General features: G+C 41.2%; 17 protein-coding genes. All 17 read left to right on the top strand.

Going from position 1 to position 18,718, the window contains the following annotated elements; translation table 11 throughout:
* Nucleotides 1-16 precede the first annotated feature (16 nt).
* The 17 genes from QPX86_RS18350 to QPX86_RS18270 all read left to right on the top strand — a co-directional run bounded on the left by QPX86_RS18350 (nucleotide 17) and on the right by QPX86_RS18270 (nucleotide 18,634).
* Complete coding sequence (locus QPX86_RS18350; RefSeq protein ID WP_285163460.1) at nucleotides 17-949, top strand: ExeA family protein; 933 nt, start codon at nucleotides 17-19, stop codon at nucleotides 947-949.
* A complete protein-coding gene (locus QPX86_RS18345; RefSeq protein WP_285163459.1) occupies nucleotides 946-2,382 on the top strand; it encodes a tetratricopeptide repeat protein in 1,437 nt (478 codons plus the stop codon). Before QPX86_RS18350 ends, QPX86_RS18345 begins: the two co-directional genes overlap by 4 nt.
* The gene (locus tag QPX86_RS18340) at nucleotides 2,379-4,133 is read left to right on the top strand and encodes a GspE/PulE family protein (RefSeq protein ID WP_285163458.1); all 1,755 of its coding nucleotides are present in this window, start codon (nucleotides 2,379-2,381) and stop codon (nucleotides 4,131-4,133) included. Before QPX86_RS18345 ends, QPX86_RS18340 begins: the two co-directional genes overlap by 4 nt.
* Before the next feature lie 2 nt (nucleotides 4,134-4,135).
* A complete protein-coding gene (locus QPX86_RS18335) occupies nucleotides 4,136-5,350 on the top strand; it encodes a type II secretion system F family protein (protein WP_285163457.1) in 1,215 nt (404 codons plus the stop codon).
* A gap of 78 nt (nucleotides 5,351-5,428) precedes the next feature.
* Nucleotides 5,429-5,953, top strand: a complete 525-nt coding sequence (locus QPX86_RS18330) for an MSHA biogenesis protein MshF (protein ID WP_220754069.1) — start codon at nucleotides 5,429-5,431, stop codon at nucleotides 5,951-5,953.
* Between the two features lie 136 nt (nucleotides 5,954-6,089).
* Nucleotides 6,090-6,695: a pilin gene (locus QPX86_RS18325; protein ID WP_220754070.1), complete on the top strand. Its 606-nt coding sequence runs from the start codon at nucleotides 6,090-6,092 to the stop codon at nucleotides 6,693-6,695.
* Nucleotides 6,696-6,836: 141 nt separating this feature from the next.
* Nucleotides 6,837-7,343 carry a prepilin-type N-terminal cleavage/methylation domain-containing protein gene (locus tag QPX86_RS18320; protein WP_220754071.1) on the top strand — a complete coding sequence of 169 codons (507 nt, stop codon included), beginning with the start codon at nucleotides 6,837-6,839 and terminating at the stop codon, nucleotides 7,341-7,343.
* 191 nt (nucleotides 7,344-7,534) lie between these two features.
* A complete protein-coding gene (locus QPX86_RS18315; RefSeq protein WP_220754072.1) occupies nucleotides 7,535-8,032 on the top strand; it encodes a prepilin-type N-terminal cleavage/methylation domain-containing protein in 498 nt (165 codons plus the stop codon).
* 193 nt (nucleotides 8,033-8,225) lie between these two features.
* Nucleotides 8,226-8,723 carry a type II secretion system protein gene (locus tag QPX86_RS18310; protein ID WP_285163456.1) on the top strand — a complete coding sequence of 166 codons (498 nt, stop codon included), beginning with the start codon at nucleotides 8,226-8,228 and terminating at the stop codon, nucleotides 8,721-8,723.
* Nucleotides 8,713-9,270, top strand: a complete 558-nt coding sequence (locus QPX86_RS18305; RefSeq protein ID WP_285163455.1) for a type IV pilus modification PilV family protein — start codon at nucleotides 8,713-8,715, stop codon at nucleotides 9,268-9,270. The genes QPX86_RS18310 and QPX86_RS18305 overlap by 11 nt, the downstream gene beginning before the upstream one ends.
* Complete coding sequence (locus QPX86_RS18300) at nucleotides 9,270-10,115, top strand: PilW family protein (RefSeq protein WP_407696638.1); 846 nt, start codon at nucleotides 9,270-9,272, stop codon at nucleotides 10,113-10,115. Before QPX86_RS18305 ends, QPX86_RS18300 begins: the two co-directional genes overlap by 1 nt.
* On the top strand, nucleotides 10,105-10,581 hold the full coding sequence (locus QPX86_RS18295) for an MSHA biogenesis protein MshP (protein ID WP_220754075.1): 477 nt from the start codon (nucleotides 10,105-10,107) through the stop codon (nucleotides 10,579-10,581). The genes QPX86_RS18300 and QPX86_RS18295 overlap by 11 nt, the downstream gene beginning before the upstream one ends.
* Nucleotides 10,571-15,220, top strand: a complete 4,650-nt coding sequence (locus QPX86_RS18290) for a DUF6701 domain-containing protein (RefSeq protein WP_285163454.1) — start codon at nucleotides 10,571-10,573, stop codon at nucleotides 15,218-15,220. Before QPX86_RS18295 ends, QPX86_RS18290 begins: the two co-directional genes overlap by 11 nt.
* Nucleotides 15,221-15,509: 289 nt before the next feature.
* Nucleotides 15,510-16,559, top strand: a complete 1,050-nt coding sequence (locus tag QPX86_RS18285) for a rod shape-determining protein (protein WP_055022908.1) — start codon at nucleotides 15,510-15,512, stop codon at nucleotides 16,557-16,559.
* An 88-nt stretch (nucleotides 16,560-16,647) separates the two neighbouring features.
* Nucleotides 16,648-17,553: a rod shape-determining protein MreC gene (gene mreC, locus QPX86_RS18280; RefSeq protein WP_220754077.1), complete on the top strand. Its 906-nt coding sequence runs from the start codon at nucleotides 16,648-16,650 to the stop codon at nucleotides 17,551-17,553.
* A complete protein-coding gene (gene mreD, locus QPX86_RS18275) occupies nucleotides 17,550-18,038 on the top strand; it encodes a rod shape-determining protein MreD (protein ID WP_220754078.1) in 489 nt (162 codons plus the stop codon). Before mreC ends, mreD begins: the two co-directional genes overlap by 4 nt.
* 2 nt (nucleotides 18,039-18,040) lie before the next feature.
* Entirely contained in the window at nucleotides 18,041-18,634 is a 594-nt protein-coding gene (locus QPX86_RS18270; RefSeq protein ID WP_285163453.1) for a Maf family protein, read from the top strand.
* The last annotated feature ends 84 nt before the right edge of the window (nucleotides 18,635-18,718 follow it).

Raw genomic sequence — 18,718 nt, 5'->3', positions numbered from 1 at the left:
ACCGTTAATTAATGCCATGTATCAGCAACATTTTGGGCTAGAGCAATTACCCTTTACGTTAACCCCAAATACGAAATTCTTTTTTGGGTTAACTCCTCATGTTGAGGCGCTTCAGGTATTGCAAACTGCCATCGAAAATGGCGAAGGCTTCATTAAGGTTACCGGTGAAGTCGGAACTGGCAAGACACTTATTTGTCGTAAATTGTTAAATGAATTACCTGATAATTACCAATGTGCTTATGTTCCCAACCCGTATCTTACCCCAGAAGAATTACGTTGGGCTTTAGCTACAGAGTTAGGTCTAGCATTAGAAGATAAACTTAATCAGCAACAGCTGACAGTTCTGATTCAGAACCGTTTATTGGAACTCAATACTCAAGGGTTAAAAGTCATTCTAGTGCTGGATGAGGCGCAAGCTTTACCGAACGAGAGCTTAGAAACATTAAGACTATTTACTAATTTAGAAACTGAAAGTACTAAATTAATTCAAGTTGTGTTATTTGGTCAGCCGGAACTTGATAACCGACTACAAGATAGAAAATTAAGACAATTAAAGCAGCGGATAACTTTTAGCTACAGTTTACGTCCTTTATTGTGGGATGAAATTCAAGCCTATATTGATTATCGCTTGGGTATTGCTGGTTATCAAGGTGAGTCCTTATTTAGTGATAAAGACATTCAGTTAGTATCAAAAGCGGCTAGAGGTATCCCTCGTTTGGTTAATATTATTGCCAATAAAGCCCTTTTATTATGTTTTGCTGAAGGTGGTAAGAAAGTACTCACTAAACACTGTAAAGCGGCCATCGTCGATACTGAAGATGCCGACCAAATACACATTAAAGATCAAAACATAGGATGGTTAACCGTTTTATTTATCATCGGCGCTTCACTGGTAATGCTATTGGTTATCGATGTTGACTGGTTATTGAAGTTAAGAGAGTCAATATGAGCGTGATTAATAAAGTATTAAAAGACCTTGATAAGCAGAAGAGTGCGACGACGCAAGATAGCGGCTCAGCTTCAAAAGCTAATACTGATTCATCTGCTGAAACTGGGTTTGTTAAGCCTGAAGTGCAGTTTATCAGCCAAGTGCAGTCGGATTCATCAGATGAGCACTCTCGTAAAGGTATTTATATCTCGATAGCTATGCTTATCGCGGTTGCTGTTTTTGCTGTGATGTTTTATCGCCAAGGTTTACAGCTTAAGAAGCTACAACCTTTAGCGGAAACTAAGCAAGCTAAAGCCGTCAACGTTAAACCTATTGACTCTAATGTTGTTCAAACGAGTAATACTGATTTGAGTCTAGATAACAATGCAGAATCTTTGCAGCTTGAAGCTAATGCAGACAGTCCTGAAGCTGTGACGTTTAGTGATTCAGCTAGTAATTCAAATAATCGTTTAGAAAGTGAATCTATTAGCGATGTAACGAGTCCTGAGGCGAGCAACATAGCCCTAACTGATAAGCCATTAAGTGAACAAAATGAACTGACTCAGGTATCCGAGATTAAAGGAACGGAGTTAACTGCAGCAGAGCCAAAAGCTCAATCACAGCCACGAGTCCTTAAAGTTGACTCAAAAATGGCTGCAATCACTGAATCTACTGCATTGAAACCTTCAACGGCAAGTAATGATTCTTCTACGGTGCAAGTTAGGTTTTCGCAAAATACTCGTACATCAACGATTGTGGATGACGTGAAGTCGGAAGTGAAAACTGAATCGCAAAACAGTGTAATAAAGAGTTCTGAGTCAGGCGCCATTAAAAGCACAAAAGGTGCTATGGCAGTGAAAGAAGTGGTTTTGACTGATACAGAACTTGCTCAAAAGAAATTTGAAATTGCTGAGGTTGCTGAGCAACAACAAAAAATTGATAAAGCAGTGAAATATTACTATGAAGCATTAATGCTCGATCCTGCAATGCATAAAGCGCGAAAGCAATTAGCTTCTTTATATTATGCTTTGAACAATTTAGGTCGAGCTGAGCAAATATTAGCCCAAGGAGTGGCTCAATTTCCTGAAGAAGTTGAATTAGCCATTTTAAAAGCCAAAGTTGAGAATGCATCATTTAGTCCGATTAAAGCCCTGACGACTCTTGATGGAGTTAGTGATAGCAGCGATTGGGCAAGAGATAAATGGATTTTACAAAGTGATATTGCGCAAAAGAATGGTCGCTTTGAACTTGCGGAATCAGCCTATCGTTCGCTAATCACCGTAGAGCCTTCGCAAGCGCGTTGGTGGATGGGCTTAGCTTATGCACTAGATTCACAACAGCAATATCCACAAGCTGCAGATGCGTATCGTAAAGCTTTGTCTTATCGGGGATTATCAACTGGCGCTATGACTTATATAGAACAACGATTGATTCAACTTGGAGGTAGCCAATGAAACCAAAATTGAAAATGCGTTTAGGCGATCTTCTCGTTCAAGAACACATTATTACTGACGACCAATTAACCCAAGCATTATCTGAACAGCGAAACTCAGGTAAAAAACTGGGACGTACATTAATTGATTTACATTGCATTACTGAAGATCAGTTACTTAAGTTTTTATCCCAGCAGCTTAATTTACCTTATTTAGATATTAGTCGCCTGTCGATCCCATCAGAAGTGGTTAATTTAATCCCTGAGGTTCAGGCTAGGCGTTATCGCGCCCTTGTCGTAGAGGCAACTGCTGATACTGTTACTTTAGCAATGAGTGACCCTGCTGACTTGCAGGCCATCGATAATTTAGAAGTCTTTATTGCACCTAAAAAAATCACCATTGCGGTAACACCAGAGCAGCAGTTATTAGATGCGTTCGATAATTTGTATCGCCGTACTGGTGAAATAGCCAAAATTGCTGGGGAGTTAGAAGAAGAATATGCCGCTGATGATATGTTTGATTTGGCGAGTATTACTGACAGTGATAGCGATAATGAAACAACGGTTGTTAAGTTACTGCAATCTATTTTTGAAGATGCAGTGCAAATGCGGGCATCGGATATTCACATTGAACCGGGTGAAAAAGTATTAAGGATACGTCAGCGTATTGATGGCCAGTTGCATGAAAATACTCTTGATGAAGTGAACATTGCCTCGGCGTTAGTATTACGTTTAAAGCTGATGGCAGGACTGGATATTTCTGAAAAACGTATGCCTCAAGATGGCCGTTTCCATATTGAAATTAAAGGTCATAAGATTGATATCCGTATGTCGACCATGCCAATTTATCATGGTGAGTCTGTGGTAATGCGTTTGCTGGATCAGTCAGCGGGTTTGTTAACGCTGAATGAAACCGGTATGCCAGATCATATTTTACAAAGGATCCGTAAGCAGATCAGGCGACCACATGGAATGCTATTAGTCACAGGGCCAACTGGTAGCGGTAAAACCACAACCTTATACGGCATTTTAAGTGAGCTTAATAAACCAGACACTAAAATTATCACCGTTGAAGATCCGGTTGAATATCAATTACCTCGTATTAACCAAGTACAAGTTAACCATAAGATTGGCTTGAATTTCTCTAATGTACTGCGAACGACATTACGACAAGATCCCGATATCATCATGGTTGGTGAGATGCGTGACCAAGAGACCGTTGAAATCGGTCTTCGAGGCGCACTAACTGGTCACTTTGTATTATCAACTCTACATACCAACGATGCCATTACCAGTGCATTGCGTTTACTTGATATGGGCGCAGCAAGTTACCTTGTCGCGAGTGCACTGCGGGTTATTATTGCTCAGCGACTCGTGCGCCGGGTATGTCCAAATTGCATGACGAATCATCAACCTACTTCATCGGAACTCGCTTGGATTAATTCTATCGCTAAAAAAGATTTTGCCGCTGCAACTTATAAAATAGGTACAGGTTGTCAAAGTTGTAATGGTTCGGGGTATCGTGGTCGTATTGGTATTTTTGAAATCTTAGAGCTGGACGATGCCATGGTTGATGCTATGCGAACCGGCAACCCGCAAGATTTTGCTCATGCTGCTCAGCAAAGCCCCACATTTGTTCCCTTAGCTGATTCAGCCTTTGAGTATTTATATAACGGTATGACTACGATTGAGGAAGTGGCTAAATTAGTTGAAGATGTGAGTGAGCTGCCTAGTGCTGAAGTTATGTCTACTGATATAGCGACAGGGGGGTAATTATGCCGACTTACCAGTATCGAGGTCGAAATAATCAAGGCGCTGCGGTTGAAGCGTTTATTGAATCTGCCAATGAAAGCAGTGCTGCTGATACATTGATGTCTCGCGGTATTATTCCTCTCGAACTGCGTGAAGTGAAGCAATCGCAACCTTTTAATTTGGGCAGTATTTTCGCAAGCAAAGTATCGCTAGAAGAGTTACAAATTTTCACTCGGCAAATGTATTCGTTAACACGCTCAGGCATTCCGATTTTAAGAGCCATTGCTGGGCTGGCTGAAACGACGCATTCTCAACGAATGAAAGATGCTTTGAATGATATTTCGGAGCAATTAACTTCAGGTCGACCGCTTTCTTCAGCTATGAATCAACATCAAGATGTATTTGATTCTTTGTTTATTTCAATGATTCATGTGGGAGAAAACACCGGTAAATTAGAAGATGCTTTTATTCAGTTGTCTGGCTATATAGAACGTGAGCAAGAAACTCGTCGCCGTATTAAGTCTGCGATGCGCTATCCCATTTTCGTTCTAATTGCGATTACTATTGCGATGGTGATATTGAATATCATGGTCATCCCCAAATTCGCTGATATGTTTTCCCGCTTTGGCGCTGACTTGCCATGGGCAACAAAAATATTGATGGCGACTTCTAGCTTATTTGTGAATTATTGGCATGTGATGTTGGTATCGCTGGTTGCTGCAATTGTTGGCGTACGTTATTGGCATCACACCGAAAAAGGTGAGCGGCAATGGGATAAGTGGAAGCTACATATACCAGCTGTAGGTTCTATTATCGAACGTTCAACATTGTCACGCTATTGCCGCAGCTTTTCTATGATGCTTGGCGCTGGAGTCCCCATGACTCAAGCATTAAGTTTGGTTGCTGACGCTGTTGATAATAGTTACATGCATGATCGTATTGTCGCAATGAGGCGGGGAATTGAATCGGGAGAGTCGATGCTTAGGGTATCGAATCAAAGTGCTTTGTTCACGCCATTAGTGTTGCAAATGGTCGCAGTTGGTGAAGAAACAGGCCAAATCGATCAATTACTCAATGACGCAGCAGACTTTTATGAAGGTGAAGTTGATTACGATTTAAAAAACTTAACCGCTAAGTTAGAGCCTATTTTAATTGGCTTTGTCGCTTGTATTGTTCTCATCTTAGCATTGGGTATTTATTTACCTATGTGGGACATGCTCAATGTTGTTAAAGGCTAAGGGACTCCGATTGAAGAGGTTAATCATGTTCTTGCCCAAGCAGCATATAGCAATGACTAGTGATGAGTTGATTGCATAATGCGAAAGCAACAGAAATCAGAAAGCGATCTACTCAAGACCTATGCGCGTATAATTACTTTGATACTCGTATCAGTGGTCATGGCGATAATTGGGACTAAGCACTTTTCAAGTGTTGATAATATCGGCACCAAAAGTTTAGAACTAGAGCACAGTAGATTGTTGTATGTGTTAGCTATGGTAAAAAGTCAGTGGCTTAGTCAAGGTAGGCCTGATTCGCTCAAGTTAAGCTGGGCAGATACAGGGCGCGGGGCAGCAAGTAAACAACTTGAAGCTGATAATATCAACGCCAGTAAAAGTATCGTCCAAATGTCAGATGAAGGTTGGCCGTTGTTAAAAAGGGACTCGGTCGAAGGTTGTAAAGAGTTATGGCATCAGCTGATGGCAAGTGATTTGCATGACATAAAAGCTGAGGTGATATATCAAAATGAGACAAAAATTTGTCGTTTTGCAACTGAGCAAAGTGGCAGCATTAGTTATCAAACATCAACAGGTAGAGTGATATTTTTTGATAACAATAGCTAATATTTAATCAATACAAATGTTTAAATGTTTAAATGGTGCTAAAATTTATTTACACGATAGCTTTGGCTGAGTAACAATGGCCTTACAGCTGCAATTAAAGTCGGACAAGTGTAAGTCGCAATATAGGTAATTTATTATGAAATTAAAACAACAGGGCTTTTCGTTAATCGAATTAGTGATTGTTATCGTTATTCTTGGCTTATTAGCTGCGACAGCAATACCACGCTTTTTGAATGTCACTGAAGATGCACAAAATGCCAGTGTTGATGGGGTTGCTGGTGGGCTTGCTACTGCTGTAGGGTTTGTTCGAGCACAATGGGAAGTCGATGGTCGTCGTAACACTTCAGTTATTCTAGATGGTACTCAAGTGTCATTAGATACGCGTTTTGGCTTTCCTACTGGTAGTTCAAACAGTGATGCTACTTCGATGACAAATCAATCGTGTCAGCAGGTTTTTGATAATGTACTGCAAAGTGCACCAAGAAATGTTTTATTTAATGAAGATGCGAGAGATCAAAGATACACCGTCAGAATGTTAGAAGGTGTTGGTGGCGATACAACTGCCATTGACGGTACACAAGTGACAGGTATTGATTTGTGTGTTTATCATCAAGTGGCATCGTTAACATTAAATCAGAGCACAGGTGTTCCATCTCCATCTCCAGATTTATCAACAGCTGGCGCCAAGGGGGTGACTTACAACCCTGGCACAGGACAAGTGCTTAGTTTTAGTAACGACTAAACACGAGTAGAAGTAAAAACTGCAATATAGCAGTAGTAAGCGTTAAAGAATAACCACAAAATATGGAATATTGAGTGGGCATTTCACAAATGAACAGATGTACAACATTCACATATTTGATTTAAATAAAGGGTCTACATTATGCGTATCAAACAAAAGCAACAAGGTTTCACATTAATCGAGTTAGTTGTGGTCATTATTATTTTAGGTATTTTAGCGGTAACTGCAGCACCTAAATTTATTAACCTTCAAGGTGATGCATATGCATCAACACTTGATGGATTAAAGGCGTCACTTCAAGGTGCTAATACGCTTGTTTATTCTAAGTCTGCTATTGCAGGGGAAGAAAAAGCAGATGATTCTACTGTGCAAATTGGAGCTACTGCTGCTGATACTGTAAAAATTGCTTACGGATATTTGCAAAATGATGCGACTTCTCTGGGAGATGCATTAGAGCTAGATACGACTAATGATTGGACTATCGTTGCGGGTGCCTCTTTAACTGATGCAACAGTATTGTATCAAACAAGTTCCCCTTATGATGATGGAACAGGATCAAATGCAGCAGCTGACTGCCACCTAGAGTATACTCCAGCAGATGCTATTGGAGAATTACCAACTTACGAAGTAAAAACAACTGATTGTTAATGCTATTCTCTAATTAAACCCGCTTTTTTGCGGGTTTTTTTATGCCTAAATATCAGTTATTAAAGCCTTTTGTGCCCTTGATAACACTCTGTGATTAACTGTTAGTGATAAAATTGTAAATATAAAGGGATAAACTCATGAGCAGCTTGCTCATGAGTTGAAGTTATTCAATATAGAACAAGGTTTTCAACATGCAAAAACAACAAGGTTTTACTTTAATCGAATTAGTGGTTGTTATTATCATTCTAGGTATTTTAGCGGTAACCGCAGCGCCTAAGTTTATTAACCTTCAAGGCGATGCTCGTGTATCGACATTACAAGGTGTAAAAGCTGCAATTCAAAGTGCCAATAGTTTAGTTTACTCAAAGTCGGCTCTTGCTGGTGTTGAAAAAGGTGATGCAGACGGTAAAGCAACTGTAGATATTGGAACAGGTACAGTTCTGAATGTAGTTTATGGTTATACCGCAGGCAGTGCTGCAGATGTTATTAATGCTGTTGATATGTCTACAGATGATTGGAGTATTACTGGAACTGGCGGTGTTGTGACTATTCAACAAGTAGGTGCGCCTGCAGGGTGTAATATTATTTATACTGAATCACAGTCAGAGGGAGCATTGCCAATATTCACTAGTGATGCTGAAGATGGTGATGGCAATTCTTTAACAATGCCAACAGCTTCTGAGTGCTAATTTATCTTAGTCTGTTTTAAAGGCCTGCTTGCAGGCCTTTTTTATTGCTTAGGGTTTAGAAAGATAGCTACAAAAATGCAACCTTAATTGATATATGCCTGATTGTATTTTTAATAAAGGATATCAAGACGTTTGTGTTATATTTTGCCATACTGTGTAGAGGAAAATGTAACAAAAGGCGCTCATCATTCAGATGTTTCAAACTCGGCTTATACGGCATTGTTCAGGTTTTTCGTTAATTGAACTGGTAACTACGATTCTAATCGTAGGAATTATTGCTGTGTTTGTACTGCCTAAGCTGTTGCCTGAATCGAGTTATAGCGCTTACACCCTCAGAAATGAATTCATCAGTGAGCTTCGACAAGTTCAAATAAAAGCCTTAAATAATAGCGACCGCTGTTATCGGATTAGTGTTGTTTCTGATGGTTATCAACTGACGACATATCGTCATAATGTTAGTAGTGCATTCACAGGTTGTATTGATAGTCAGCTAATTCGAACAGATCTAAAACAAACATTTAATGGCGGCGCTTATATTGAACTTGCAAGTAATTCCAGTACCAGCTTTAGCATGGACTTTGATAGCTTAGGTCGTACTACTTTGAATTGTAGTGGTAATTGTTTTGTTGTAATAGCAGGGGAAACACTTAATATCGCTATGGAGTCTGAGGGGTATGTCCATGCTTTGTAGTTCTCAACTACCACAGTTTAAACTCAATAAATCAGCAATTAAAGCATCACAATTCGGTTTTACGTTAATCGAACTCGTTATCGGTATGCTGGTGTTAAGTATTGCGATTGTCATGCTCACCTCTATGTTACTTCCTCAAGCGGATCGTGCAGTAGAAACGTTATCTCGAGTTCGTTCTGCTGAGTTGGCTCACTCTGTAATGAATGAAATTTGGGGTAAACGCTTTGATGAAAACACTAATTCTAATGGTGGCATTCCAGCCTGTAATTCAACAGCGCCTAGTAACCCCGGAATAAACTGCTCAACGGTCTTAGGTCCCAATGGTGAAGGGCGAAACGACTTTAATGATGTTGATGATTATCATGGTCTTAATATCAACAGCAACATGCTTGATTCAACTCAAACCTATGCCGATGTGTATTTAGGTTATCAAATGCAGGTCGCCGTTGAATACCGAAACGGCCAAGCCGAAAAGTTAATCACTGTGGATGTTACTACACCTTCGGGTGAAGTTATCACTTACCAAGCGGTGAGGAGTAACTATTGATACAGCTTAAACACAGTTCGAGGCAAGTTGGATTTACCTTAGTTGAAATGGTAACCGTTATTCTAATACTGGGTATTTTAGTGGTTGGCGTAAGTAGCTTCGTTATTTTCGGCACCCGTATTTTTGTCGAATCCAGTTCAATTGATCAAGTACTTGGTCAAAGTCGATTTGCAGTGGAGCGCATGACCCGCGATATTCGTAACTCTGTGCCTAATAGTGTTCGAATTCGCACTGACAATAGTGGCAATTTTCAATGTATTGAATTACTTCCGATAGAAGCAAGCAGTAGTTATTTAACGCTACCAATTTATCCCAATGCTTCAGCATTAACTGGCACAATTGTAGATAACAATATTAGCGTAGGTAATGGGTTATTTGCCATTGTGTATCCCTTAGCGAATGAAAGCATTACCGGTGTAAATGACGTTTACCAAGCTTCTCGAAATAAGCGTTTCGCTGTGCAATCGGCTTCTTCATCAGCAAATATCATTACACTCACTTTTGGCGGTTCTGTTCAGTTTGCAGAGCAGTCGCCTATTAAGAGGATATATTTCGCAGCACAGCCAGTGAGTTATTGCTTCGAGAGTATAGCTGGCTCAGCTGAAGTTATTTTAAATCGCTATTCAAACTATGGCTATATTGTCAGTCAGCCAGTGCCATTAACTATGGGTAGTGGCGTATTAATGGCTGAAAATATTACTAATAATTTATTATTGGAACCTGCTATTAAAGTAACAGAGCAAAACTTGATGACGAATTCTATCGTACATCTGGAGCCTCGTTTTAGTGTGAATGGTGAAACATTCAAGTATCAGCATCAAGTGCAGGTGACCAATGTTCCTTAATCATCAGCCGTCTCAAAATACCCAAATGAAAGTTATGGGGTTACATAAGCAACAAGGCAGCGCGCTTGTGATTGCAGTGTTTGTGTTAATTGTCATGTTTCTACTGGCTGGTACCTTGATTCGTATGCTCGAAGATGGAGATGAATCCGTCAATGTTGAAGTGTGGGGCGCAAGAGCATTATTTAGTGCTAATAGTGCAGCGGATGCAGAATTAGCCAAGCTATTTCCGCTATCAGGTGCTGTGGGTGTATGCAGTGCCAATTCGACTTGGACACCGCCAAGTTCTGTCGGCTTTCATGGTTGCAGTGTTGCTGTAACGTGTAATGCGATAACTGTTGACGGAATAACTCAGTATCAAATCACCAGTAATGCCGTATGCGAGACCGGCGACTGTGCAGGTAATGCAGCGACAACTAGTTGTTTAAGAGTTAATCGCCAAGTGGAGGTAGAAGCTCGTGGGGATTAATTCAATACAGTCAACTATCAAACTAATAGCGTTAGGTTTGTTATTAATTACTCCATTCACTCATGTGAAAGCAGATTGGAGTAATACCTTCATTGAAGGCGTAAATAACATAAATGATCAAGGTAGTATCAACTTAAATACTTCTTTTATTTATAACGCGCCCACTAATGGACAATTACCTACTTTTAATTACGTGCAAGGGGGGAATGCATCGGCCAAGCTGTGTGTGCCTTCAAATAATAATGCTAAAGATTGTAAACCTGGAGATTTTAATGCTTCATTGCCTGTTGATAGACTAGATTTCTCTCAATGTGAATCTGATAGTACTGATGATTTTGGCCCTCCATCATGGGAAGAAAAAACCATTGAGATCCCTGAGGGTGAATATCAAAATATAATTGTTGACGGAGGCAGTGATAGGACTGTTCAGTTTACTTCGAATAATGCCGAGGGAATCTATAAAATAAAGGATTTGAGCGCTAACTCTGGAAATATTATTTTTGCTCCAGGTCAGTATTGGATTGAATCACTATTCATTAATAATGGCGTAAACGTAACGTTTCCTACAGATGGCACAGTGACTTTATTTATCAAGTCTGACTATACCCATTCTAATAAGTCATTTACTGCAGACCCTGAAAGGTTACTTATTTATACGTATGGTGATTTTACTTTAAATGGTGGAACTAGTTTAGGCGCATATGTCGTTGCTGAAGGAAATGCAACACTTGATGGATCTTCTGAACTAGTTGGTGCCGTGACGGCCAACAATATATATTTGGAAGGAAGTTCATCACTAACCTTCGACGGTCAATCCGATCAAATCTCAGTGACTCCAAACTGTGATATAGCAACACCACCAGATACTTTTCATATCCAATATGGTAAAGCGACTTCAGGCAGCGTGGTATTTGACACTGCATTCCCAGATGGGGTTACACCACTTGTTTTCTTAATGCCAACTATTGAGCAAACCAATACCAATAATGATGGACCTGCGTCAGTATTTTTAACGGGAACGCCAACAACAAATGGATTTAATTGGACACAGCAAGAGCCAGAATCACAAGGAAACCGTTATGTTCAGTCAGAAGACATGACAGAAGTGCACTGGATCGCTGTGACTGAAGGTACCCATGAACTACCTAATGGTACAGAGCTTATTGCAGGGACAGTTGAACTAGATAACGCATTAATTGGCTCGAATAGTCAGTATGTCAATGTTGCCCTGCCAAGTACGCAAAATGTAGTGCTCAATCAATTACAGACCCAAGTGAATGATTGCTGGTTTACCAGTCTTTCTCAGTTTAACAATGCAGGTATTGGTTTAGCTATGGATACCTCTGAAGTAAGGTCAAATAACACTAGGTGTCAGCCAGGTAATTTAAATAATAATGAGATCCAATCAGAAACAGTTGCTTATCTTAGTGTGGAGTCTGGCAGTGGTTCGATGGTGCTGAATAGCGAAAACCTTAATTTTCATTTTGGGGAAGCACAAACATTTACCAATGGTAATATTCAAAATTTGGCTTATCAATGTAATTACACTTCAGATCTTGAAGGGTTTACTAATCCGCCTATTTTTGTGGCTGGTAAAAATAGTCGACGTGGCGGCGATGGTGGTTGGTTAAGGCGTTGTCAATTGACGAACTCTATCGTAAGCATAGCTGTAGATGAAGATACCTATCGTGATAACGACCGAAGTCATATTTGGGAAAACTATAGTTTTATTGCACTTGAGAAAACGGAGCCGGTTTTAGAGTGTTTTAATGATGACTTTCAACGCAGTGATGTAGGTGATGATTGGGTGGTGTCAGAAAGCCGAGGTGGCTTTATACCTGCGATTGTCAATAATCGACTACGGATAACACAAGCCGCTGGAAATCAGGCGACATCGTCAACATATCAACGGCTATTCCCTGCAGCAGATAACCTAGTGGTAATTGAGTTTGATCACTACGCTTATGGTGGCAGTGGTGCTGACGGTATCGCCTTTGTGCTGTCAGATGCATCAATCACTCCTCAACCCGGTTCTTATGGTGGCCCGCTTGGATATGGTGCTCGTTCGAATGATGATGGCTTTGCTGGTGGCTGGTTAGGTTTTGGTATTGATGAATACGGTAACTTTTCCACTGAGGGAGGCCCTGGAGGACCAGGTAGAAGGCAGCAATCTGTAGCCGTTCGTGGTTCAGGTTCGGGCACTAGTGGTTATGATTATCTACGCGGCACTTGTAATAATGGTCAAGATAACCCTAATGGAGATTGTTTGACGCCTACGGTCGATAATAATGAAAATGCAAACCATCGTTACCGTATAACCGTTGATTCTCAAGTCGCTGGGCAATCAATGGTCAGTGTTGAACGTGACACTGGTTCAGGCTTTGTGACCTTGATTGCTCCTTTCGATGCAGCAGCCGAAGCTAACCAGTCAAATGTTCCGACAGATTTTTTACTTTCACTTACTGGCTCTACCGGTGGTGCGACGAACAATCATGAAATTGATAATGTTGAAATTTGTGCGCTTGACTCCAACCCAATTGGTGTTGTTATTGACCATTTTGAGTTCACCCATACTGGTGCAGCATTAACTTGTAACGCTGAGCCAATGACGTTAAAAGCTTGTGCCAATGCTGATTGTAGTCAAACAGTCCCAGATTTTGTGACTGCGACATTAAGCCCTGCCACAATTGCAGCTGGCGGTGGTTGGGTCGGCGGTAATGTGGTCAGCTTTAGCGGTGGTAGCACCAATTTAGAACTTAGAAATAATACTGCAGGATCGGTAACTGTCGATGTAACGGGCTCAACACCTGGAGCAAAACCATTCAGTACTACCTTATGTAGTGTTGCTGGAAACACGCCTACAGCGGCGCAGTGTACTTTTAACTTTGCTGACAGTGGTTTTATTTTTGATGTCCCTGATAAGTTAGCGAATAAACCCAGTGGTGTTATTTCCATTTCTGCAGTGGAAAAAGATAGTGAAACTCTCGAATGCGTTCCTCAATTTGCTGATGTCACTAAGAGTGTTGGTTTTTGGAGTGATTATGTCTCTCCAGATGAGAGTGCAGTGATATCGGGACAGAATGTATCTGTCACTGGTGCAGGGGCTGCTACCAATATCGGTACGACTCAAACAGCAAGAACACCGATTAATTTGGATTTTAACAGTAACGGTATCGCAGAAATTGAAGTGAATTATCCTGATGCTGGAGAAGTACAACTGAATGCACAATACGATGGTACAGGAGACGAAGCTGGGTTAGTGATGGTTGGCGCCGATCCTTTTGTTAGCTTTCCTGTTGGACTATGTGTAGAACCTATAGATGCTAATGCTAGCTGCTCGGCCGGCAATAGTACCTGTCCTGTTTATAAAAAAGCGGGCGAAGAATTTGAACTGATTGTTAAAGGCATGGCTTGGGAGTCGGATACTGATACTGATTATTGTGACAACCCTAGCACGCCAAACTATGCTCATGCTGGTATCACTTTAGGAAGTAACTTAGTTGCGCCTTCGGGTGGAGTAGAGGGAATGTTAGGGCTCTCGGCTTATGATCATGTCGCTGCCAGTGATAATGTTAATAACCTTACCCAGACCATCAGTGAAGTGGGTGTTTTTGAGTTTACCGCGAAGGCCCCTTCGAGTTATTTAGGCTCCAGTTTTTACGATATTCCACTGGCTAGCTCAGGTAATATTGGTCGTTTTATTCCTGATAGATTCGTCATTAGTGGCGTTAGTGTTTTACCCGCTTGTGGCATTTTTAATTATATGGATCAGCCTTTTTCTATGGCGATGAATATTAGCGCTTTTAATATCGGTTCTGAAATCACTAAAAACTATCAAGATAGCTTTGCTTATGCCACGGCTTTATTGGTTGGGGAAAATGCCGATGACGGTGATGATAAGCGTAATCGAATGAGCGCATTACCTGTGTCTGCCAGTTCTTGGTCTGCTGGTGTAGCCACTATCGATAGCAGCTATATGGCACGCTTAAGCCGTGCTGTTGCACCCAGCCAGGATGGACCCTTTGAAGATTTTGATATTGGGGTGATAGTTGTTGATAACGATGGTGATGCGCTTAATCCTCTGGGCTATAGCTTTGTCGCTGATCCTGATATGAATGCGGCTACAGCTGGTTCTTGTGGTTCTAATTGCGATGCGAAACAAATTTCAACCCAACGTTTTCGTCATGGGCGAGTGGTAATGGATAATACCTATGGTGCAGAGAATGATACCCTTCAAATGCCGACTCGATCTGAATATTGGAATGGTTCTGCTTGGGTGCTAAATATCGATGATAGTTGCTCTGTAGTGACGCCAGCACTTGTCAGTCAAGTGGATGATGTTGTCTTGGGGTACCAATTTGAGCCAGCATTAACGAATGGGCAAGTAATTGAGCGTACAGGGCAAACCGCTAGCTTTACAAATGGTGAATTTACCTTGTTGTGGAATGCGATTATTACAGGTTCTGCAGAGGATTATCGTGGTCAGGTTACTGCGCCATTAATTGTCCCTGATTGGCTGCAATGGTATTGGAACTGGGATAATATCTCGTCAACCACCTTATATGATCCTAGAGCGAGCGCTTATTTTGGGCGCTATCGCGGTCACGACCGAGTAATCTATTGGCGCGAGAAACGATAATCTAAGCAAAAGAATAGAATATTGTTTGAAGTTGGAATGATTCATTTATTTCAGAACGTCAAATTATGTTCATGCAGCAACTTTTTGACGGGTTTATTTAGTCAATCTATGTTGTTTTTTTATTCGATTTTTTGTTGTTTTTATGCGCTGATGATTTAAATGAGCAATTATGTAAAAAAATCGCCAAGATTAGCGATTGTTAACCCGTTCGGTCTTGTGGAAACTGAGCTGCGTTGATAAAGTTACCTGATTTTTCTTTCTTCTGACGTTACAGAATACAGGCTAGAACATGTTCAAAAAGCTGCGTGGAGTTTTTTCAAACGACCTATCGATCGATTTAGGTACGGCAAATACATTAATTTACGTTCGTGACGAAGGTATCGTGCTTAACGAACCATCAGTTGTAGCTATTCGTGGCGAACGTGGCAGCAGCGGGCAAAAATCAGTAGCTGCTGTGGGTACAGACGCCAAGCAAATGCTGGGTCGTACTCCTGGTAATATTCAAGCGATTCGCCCGATGAAAGACGGCGTTATTGCCGACTTCTATGTGACCGAAAAAATGCTACAACACTTCATTAAGCAAGTGCATAACAATAGCTTTTTCCGTCCAAGTCCGCGGGTTTTAGTGTGTGTACCAGTAGGTGCAACGCAAGTAGAACGTCGTGCGATTCGAGAATCAGCCATGGGTGCAGGTGCTCGTGAAGTTTACTTAATTGAAGAACCAATGGCTGCGGCGATTGGTGCAGGTTTACCTGTGTCAGAAGCAACCGGTTCTATGGTTGTTGATATCGGTGGTGGTACTACTGAGGTCGCGATTATTTCATTGAATGGTGTCGTGTATTCATCATCAGTGCGTATTGGTGGTGATAAGTTTGATGATGCCATCATTAACTACGTACGTCGTAACTACGGTAGCTTAATCGGTGAAGCAACAGCTGAACGTATCAAGCATACTATTGGTACAGCTTATCCTGGCGACGAAGTACTTGAAATTGAGGTACGTGGTCGTAATCTTGCCGAAGGTGTTCCAAGAAGCTTTACGCTTAACAGCAATGAAATTCTTGAAGCCTTACAAGAGCCACTATCTGGCATTGTAAGTGCCGTGATGGTTGCGTTAGAGCAGTCTCCACCAGAGCTTGCTTCTGATATTTCTGAACGAGGCATGGTATTAACCGGTGGTGGTGCATTACTTCGTGATTTAGACCGCTTACTAATGCAAGAAACCGGTATTCCGGTTATGGTTGCAGATGATCCATTAACATGTGTTGCTCGAGGCGGCGGTAAAGCCCTTGAGATGATAGACATGCATGGTGGCGACTTATTCTCTGAAGAGAACTAAAGAGCGAAAAATGGCGGTGTAGATTCTAAAGAAATTGTTTTAATGAAATAGTTTTTAACGATTTTTAGAATGTCATCGCCTATAAATTATGAAACCCATTTTTGTTCGTGGTATATCGCAACAATTTAGATTAACACTGGCAATTTTTTTGTCGGTGGTATTGCTTATCGCTAATGATCGCCTCGATCCTATTCGTCAGTCTATTTCCTCTGTTTTAAGTCCCTTACAATATTTAGCTAATGTGCCAGGTTTATTACTGGATTGGTCCGCAGACTCTATTGCGACCCGCAACATGCTGGCTATGCAAAATAAAGAATTGCTTCGTCAACAATTATTGATGTCAGAAAGGCTGCAACGCTTTGAACACTTACGACAAGAGAACGAACGCTTAAGGGCATTATTAGGCTCACCTGTTCATATGGATGCCCGTAAGGTTGTTGCTGAAGTCATGGAAGTCGCAAGTGATCCATTTAGGCATTATGTGGTTCTTAACCACGGTGCGAGAACTGGGGTGTTTGTCGGTCAGTCCGTTGTGGATGCACAAGGGGTGGTTGGTCAAGTTGTTGAAGTGAGTGAACTCACCAGTCGCGTACTATTGGTTACCGACCCAACTCATGGTATTCCTGTTCGTATTACTCGAAATGATGTTCGCGCTATGGCGCAAGGTACAGGCGATATAGACGAAATTGAATTACGTCATGTGGCCAAAAGTACGGATATTGTTGTTGGCGATTTATTGGTTACATCAGGTTTAGGCCAGCGCTTCCCTGAAGGCTATCCCGTTGCTCGCGTAATGAAAATCTCTCGCGATGCAGGGCAAGCTTATTCAGTCATTTCCGCCCAGCCTCTCGCTGCTCTAGATCGCATTCGCTATGTATTATTGATTTGGCCTGATGATGGAGTAGATGATTTGCCTGCCTCTAATATCACTGAAATTCCTGAAGTTGAAGGTGAGACAAGTCAAACTGAATCACAAGACGGGGTAAGCCAATGAGTGCGCATATTGCCAATGGCCGCTTTGTCGTATTAGTGACAATTTTTATCGGGATGATGTTTCAAATCATGCCGCTACCTAAAATCGTTGAAGCTTGGCGACCTGATTGGTTGCTTATGGTTATGATTTACTGGGCGATGGCATTACCTCATCGTTATAGTATTTTAACAGCTTGGGTTTTAGGGGTGCTGTTGGATGTGTTACTGGGAGCAACTTTAGGCATTCGCTCCTTAGCATTTTCGATTGTGATTTATGTGATTGTGATGCAATCACAGCGATTGCGTAACTTTACCCGTTGGCAGCAGTCGATTTTAGTGGCCATATTTGTTTGCTTTTATCACTTTATTATTTATTGGGTTGAATTTGTTGTAAACGGTGTGGCCTTTGATTGGTCAATGTTTTTACCTGCAATATCCAGTATTTTTATGTGGTGGTGGGTATTCTGGGTGCTTAGAAATATTCGCCGAAGCTATAAGGTACGTTAACTATGGGCTGGGTTCTCGCTTCTACTTCTCCAAGACGCAAAGAGTTATTTACTCAAGTGGGTTTCTCCGAAGCAAATTTCTCATTTAAGCAGGTTGCGCCTGATATTGATGAATCGCATCAGTTAGGTGAACCAGCTGCTGATTTCGTTGTTCGTTTAGCCATAGAAAAAGCTCAAGTAGGGCTCACCTTGTGCACTGATGAAGCTAATCCTAAAGTGCTTGGTTCGGACACCATTGTAGTGTTAGGCGAGCAAATTTTAGGAAAGCCAACAGATAAACAAGATGCACAAAGAATTTTATCTGATTTATCTGGTCAAACTCATCAGGTGATGACAGCAGTGGCTGTAACAAATGGCACCACAACGCTTACCAGATTGTGCCAGACACAAGTGACATTTTGTCAAATGACACTAGCAACAATTAATGCCTATATCGAAACACAAGAGCCTATGGATAAAGCTGGAGCCTATGGCATTCAGGGTTTAGGTGGCTGCTTTGTAAAATCGATAAAGGGTAGTTATTCAGCGGTAGTCGGATTGCCTCTTGTTGAGGCGCGCGAATTACTACATGAAATGAATCATATTGAATTAACTTAATCTTTCGTTCGCAAGCATGTGAATTTTACTGCACTTAGTATAGAAAATATATGCGTTAGTAATACATTATCCTTGCAGCGGGGC

Origin of the sequence: Shewanella goraebulensis, from assembly GCF_030252245.1 — a bacterium.
GTDB lineage: Bacteria > Pseudomonadota > Gammaproteobacteria > Enterobacterales > Shewanellaceae > Shewanella > Shewanella goraebulensis.
Note: the sequence above shows the minus strand (reverse complement) of the source record. Positions and strands in the feature narration are given on the sequence as shown.

Bases quoted from the DNA above. Each gene is read 5' to 3' on its own strand.
- QPX86_RS18350 (WP_285163460.1), top strand. From the start codon at position 17: ATGTATCAGCAACATTTTGGGCTAGAGCAATTACCCTTTACGTTAACC.
- QPX86_RS18345 (WP_285163459.1), top strand. From the start codon at position 946: ATGAGCGTGATTAATAAAGTATTAAAAGACCTTGATAAGCAGAAGAGT.
- QPX86_RS18340 (WP_285163458.1), top strand. From the start codon at position 2,379: ATGAAACCAAAATTGAAAATGCGTTTAGGCGATCTTCTCGTTCAAGAA.
- QPX86_RS18335 (WP_285163457.1), top strand. From the start codon at position 4,136: ATGCCGACTTACCAGTATCGAGGTCGAAATAATCAAGGCGCTGCGGTT.
- QPX86_RS18330 (WP_220754069.1), top strand. From the start codon at position 5,429: ATGCGAAAGCAACAGAAATCAGAAAGCGATCTACTCAAGACCTATGCG.
- QPX86_RS18325 (WP_220754070.1), top strand. From the start codon at position 6,090: ATGAAATTAAAACAACAGGGCTTTTCGTTAATCGAATTAGTGATTGTT.
- QPX86_RS18320 (WP_220754071.1), top strand. From the start codon at position 6,837: ATGCGTATCAAACAAAAGCAACAAGGTTTCACATTAATCGAGTTAGTT.
- QPX86_RS18315 (WP_220754072.1), top strand. From the start codon at position 7,535: ATGCAAAAACAACAAGGTTTTACTTTAATCGAATTAGTGGTTGTTATT.
- QPX86_RS18310 (WP_285163456.1), top strand. From the start codon at position 8,226: ATGTTTCAAACTCGGCTTATACGGCATTGTTCAGGTTTTTCGTTAATT.
- QPX86_RS18305 (WP_285163455.1), top strand. From the start codon at position 8,713: ATGCTTTGTAGTTCTCAACTACCACAGTTTAAACTCAATAAATCAGCA.
- QPX86_RS18295 (WP_220754075.1), top strand. From the start codon at position 10,105: ATGTTCCTTAATCATCAGCCGTCTCAAAATACCCAAATGAAAGTTATG.
- QPX86_RS18285 (WP_055022908.1), top strand. From the start codon at position 15,510: ATGTTCAAAAAGCTGCGTGGAGTTTTTTCAAACGACCTATCGATCGAT.
- mreC (WP_220754077.1), top strand. From the start codon at position 16,648: ATGAAACCCATTTTTGTTCGTGGTATATCGCAACAATTTAGATTAACA.
- mreD (WP_220754078.1), top strand. From the start codon at position 17,550: ATGAGTGCGCATATTGCCAATGGCCGCTTTGTCGTATTAGTGACAATT.
- QPX86_RS18270 (WP_285163453.1), top strand. From the start codon at position 18,041: ATGGGCTGGGTTCTCGCTTCTACTTCTCCAAGACGCAAAGAGTTATTT.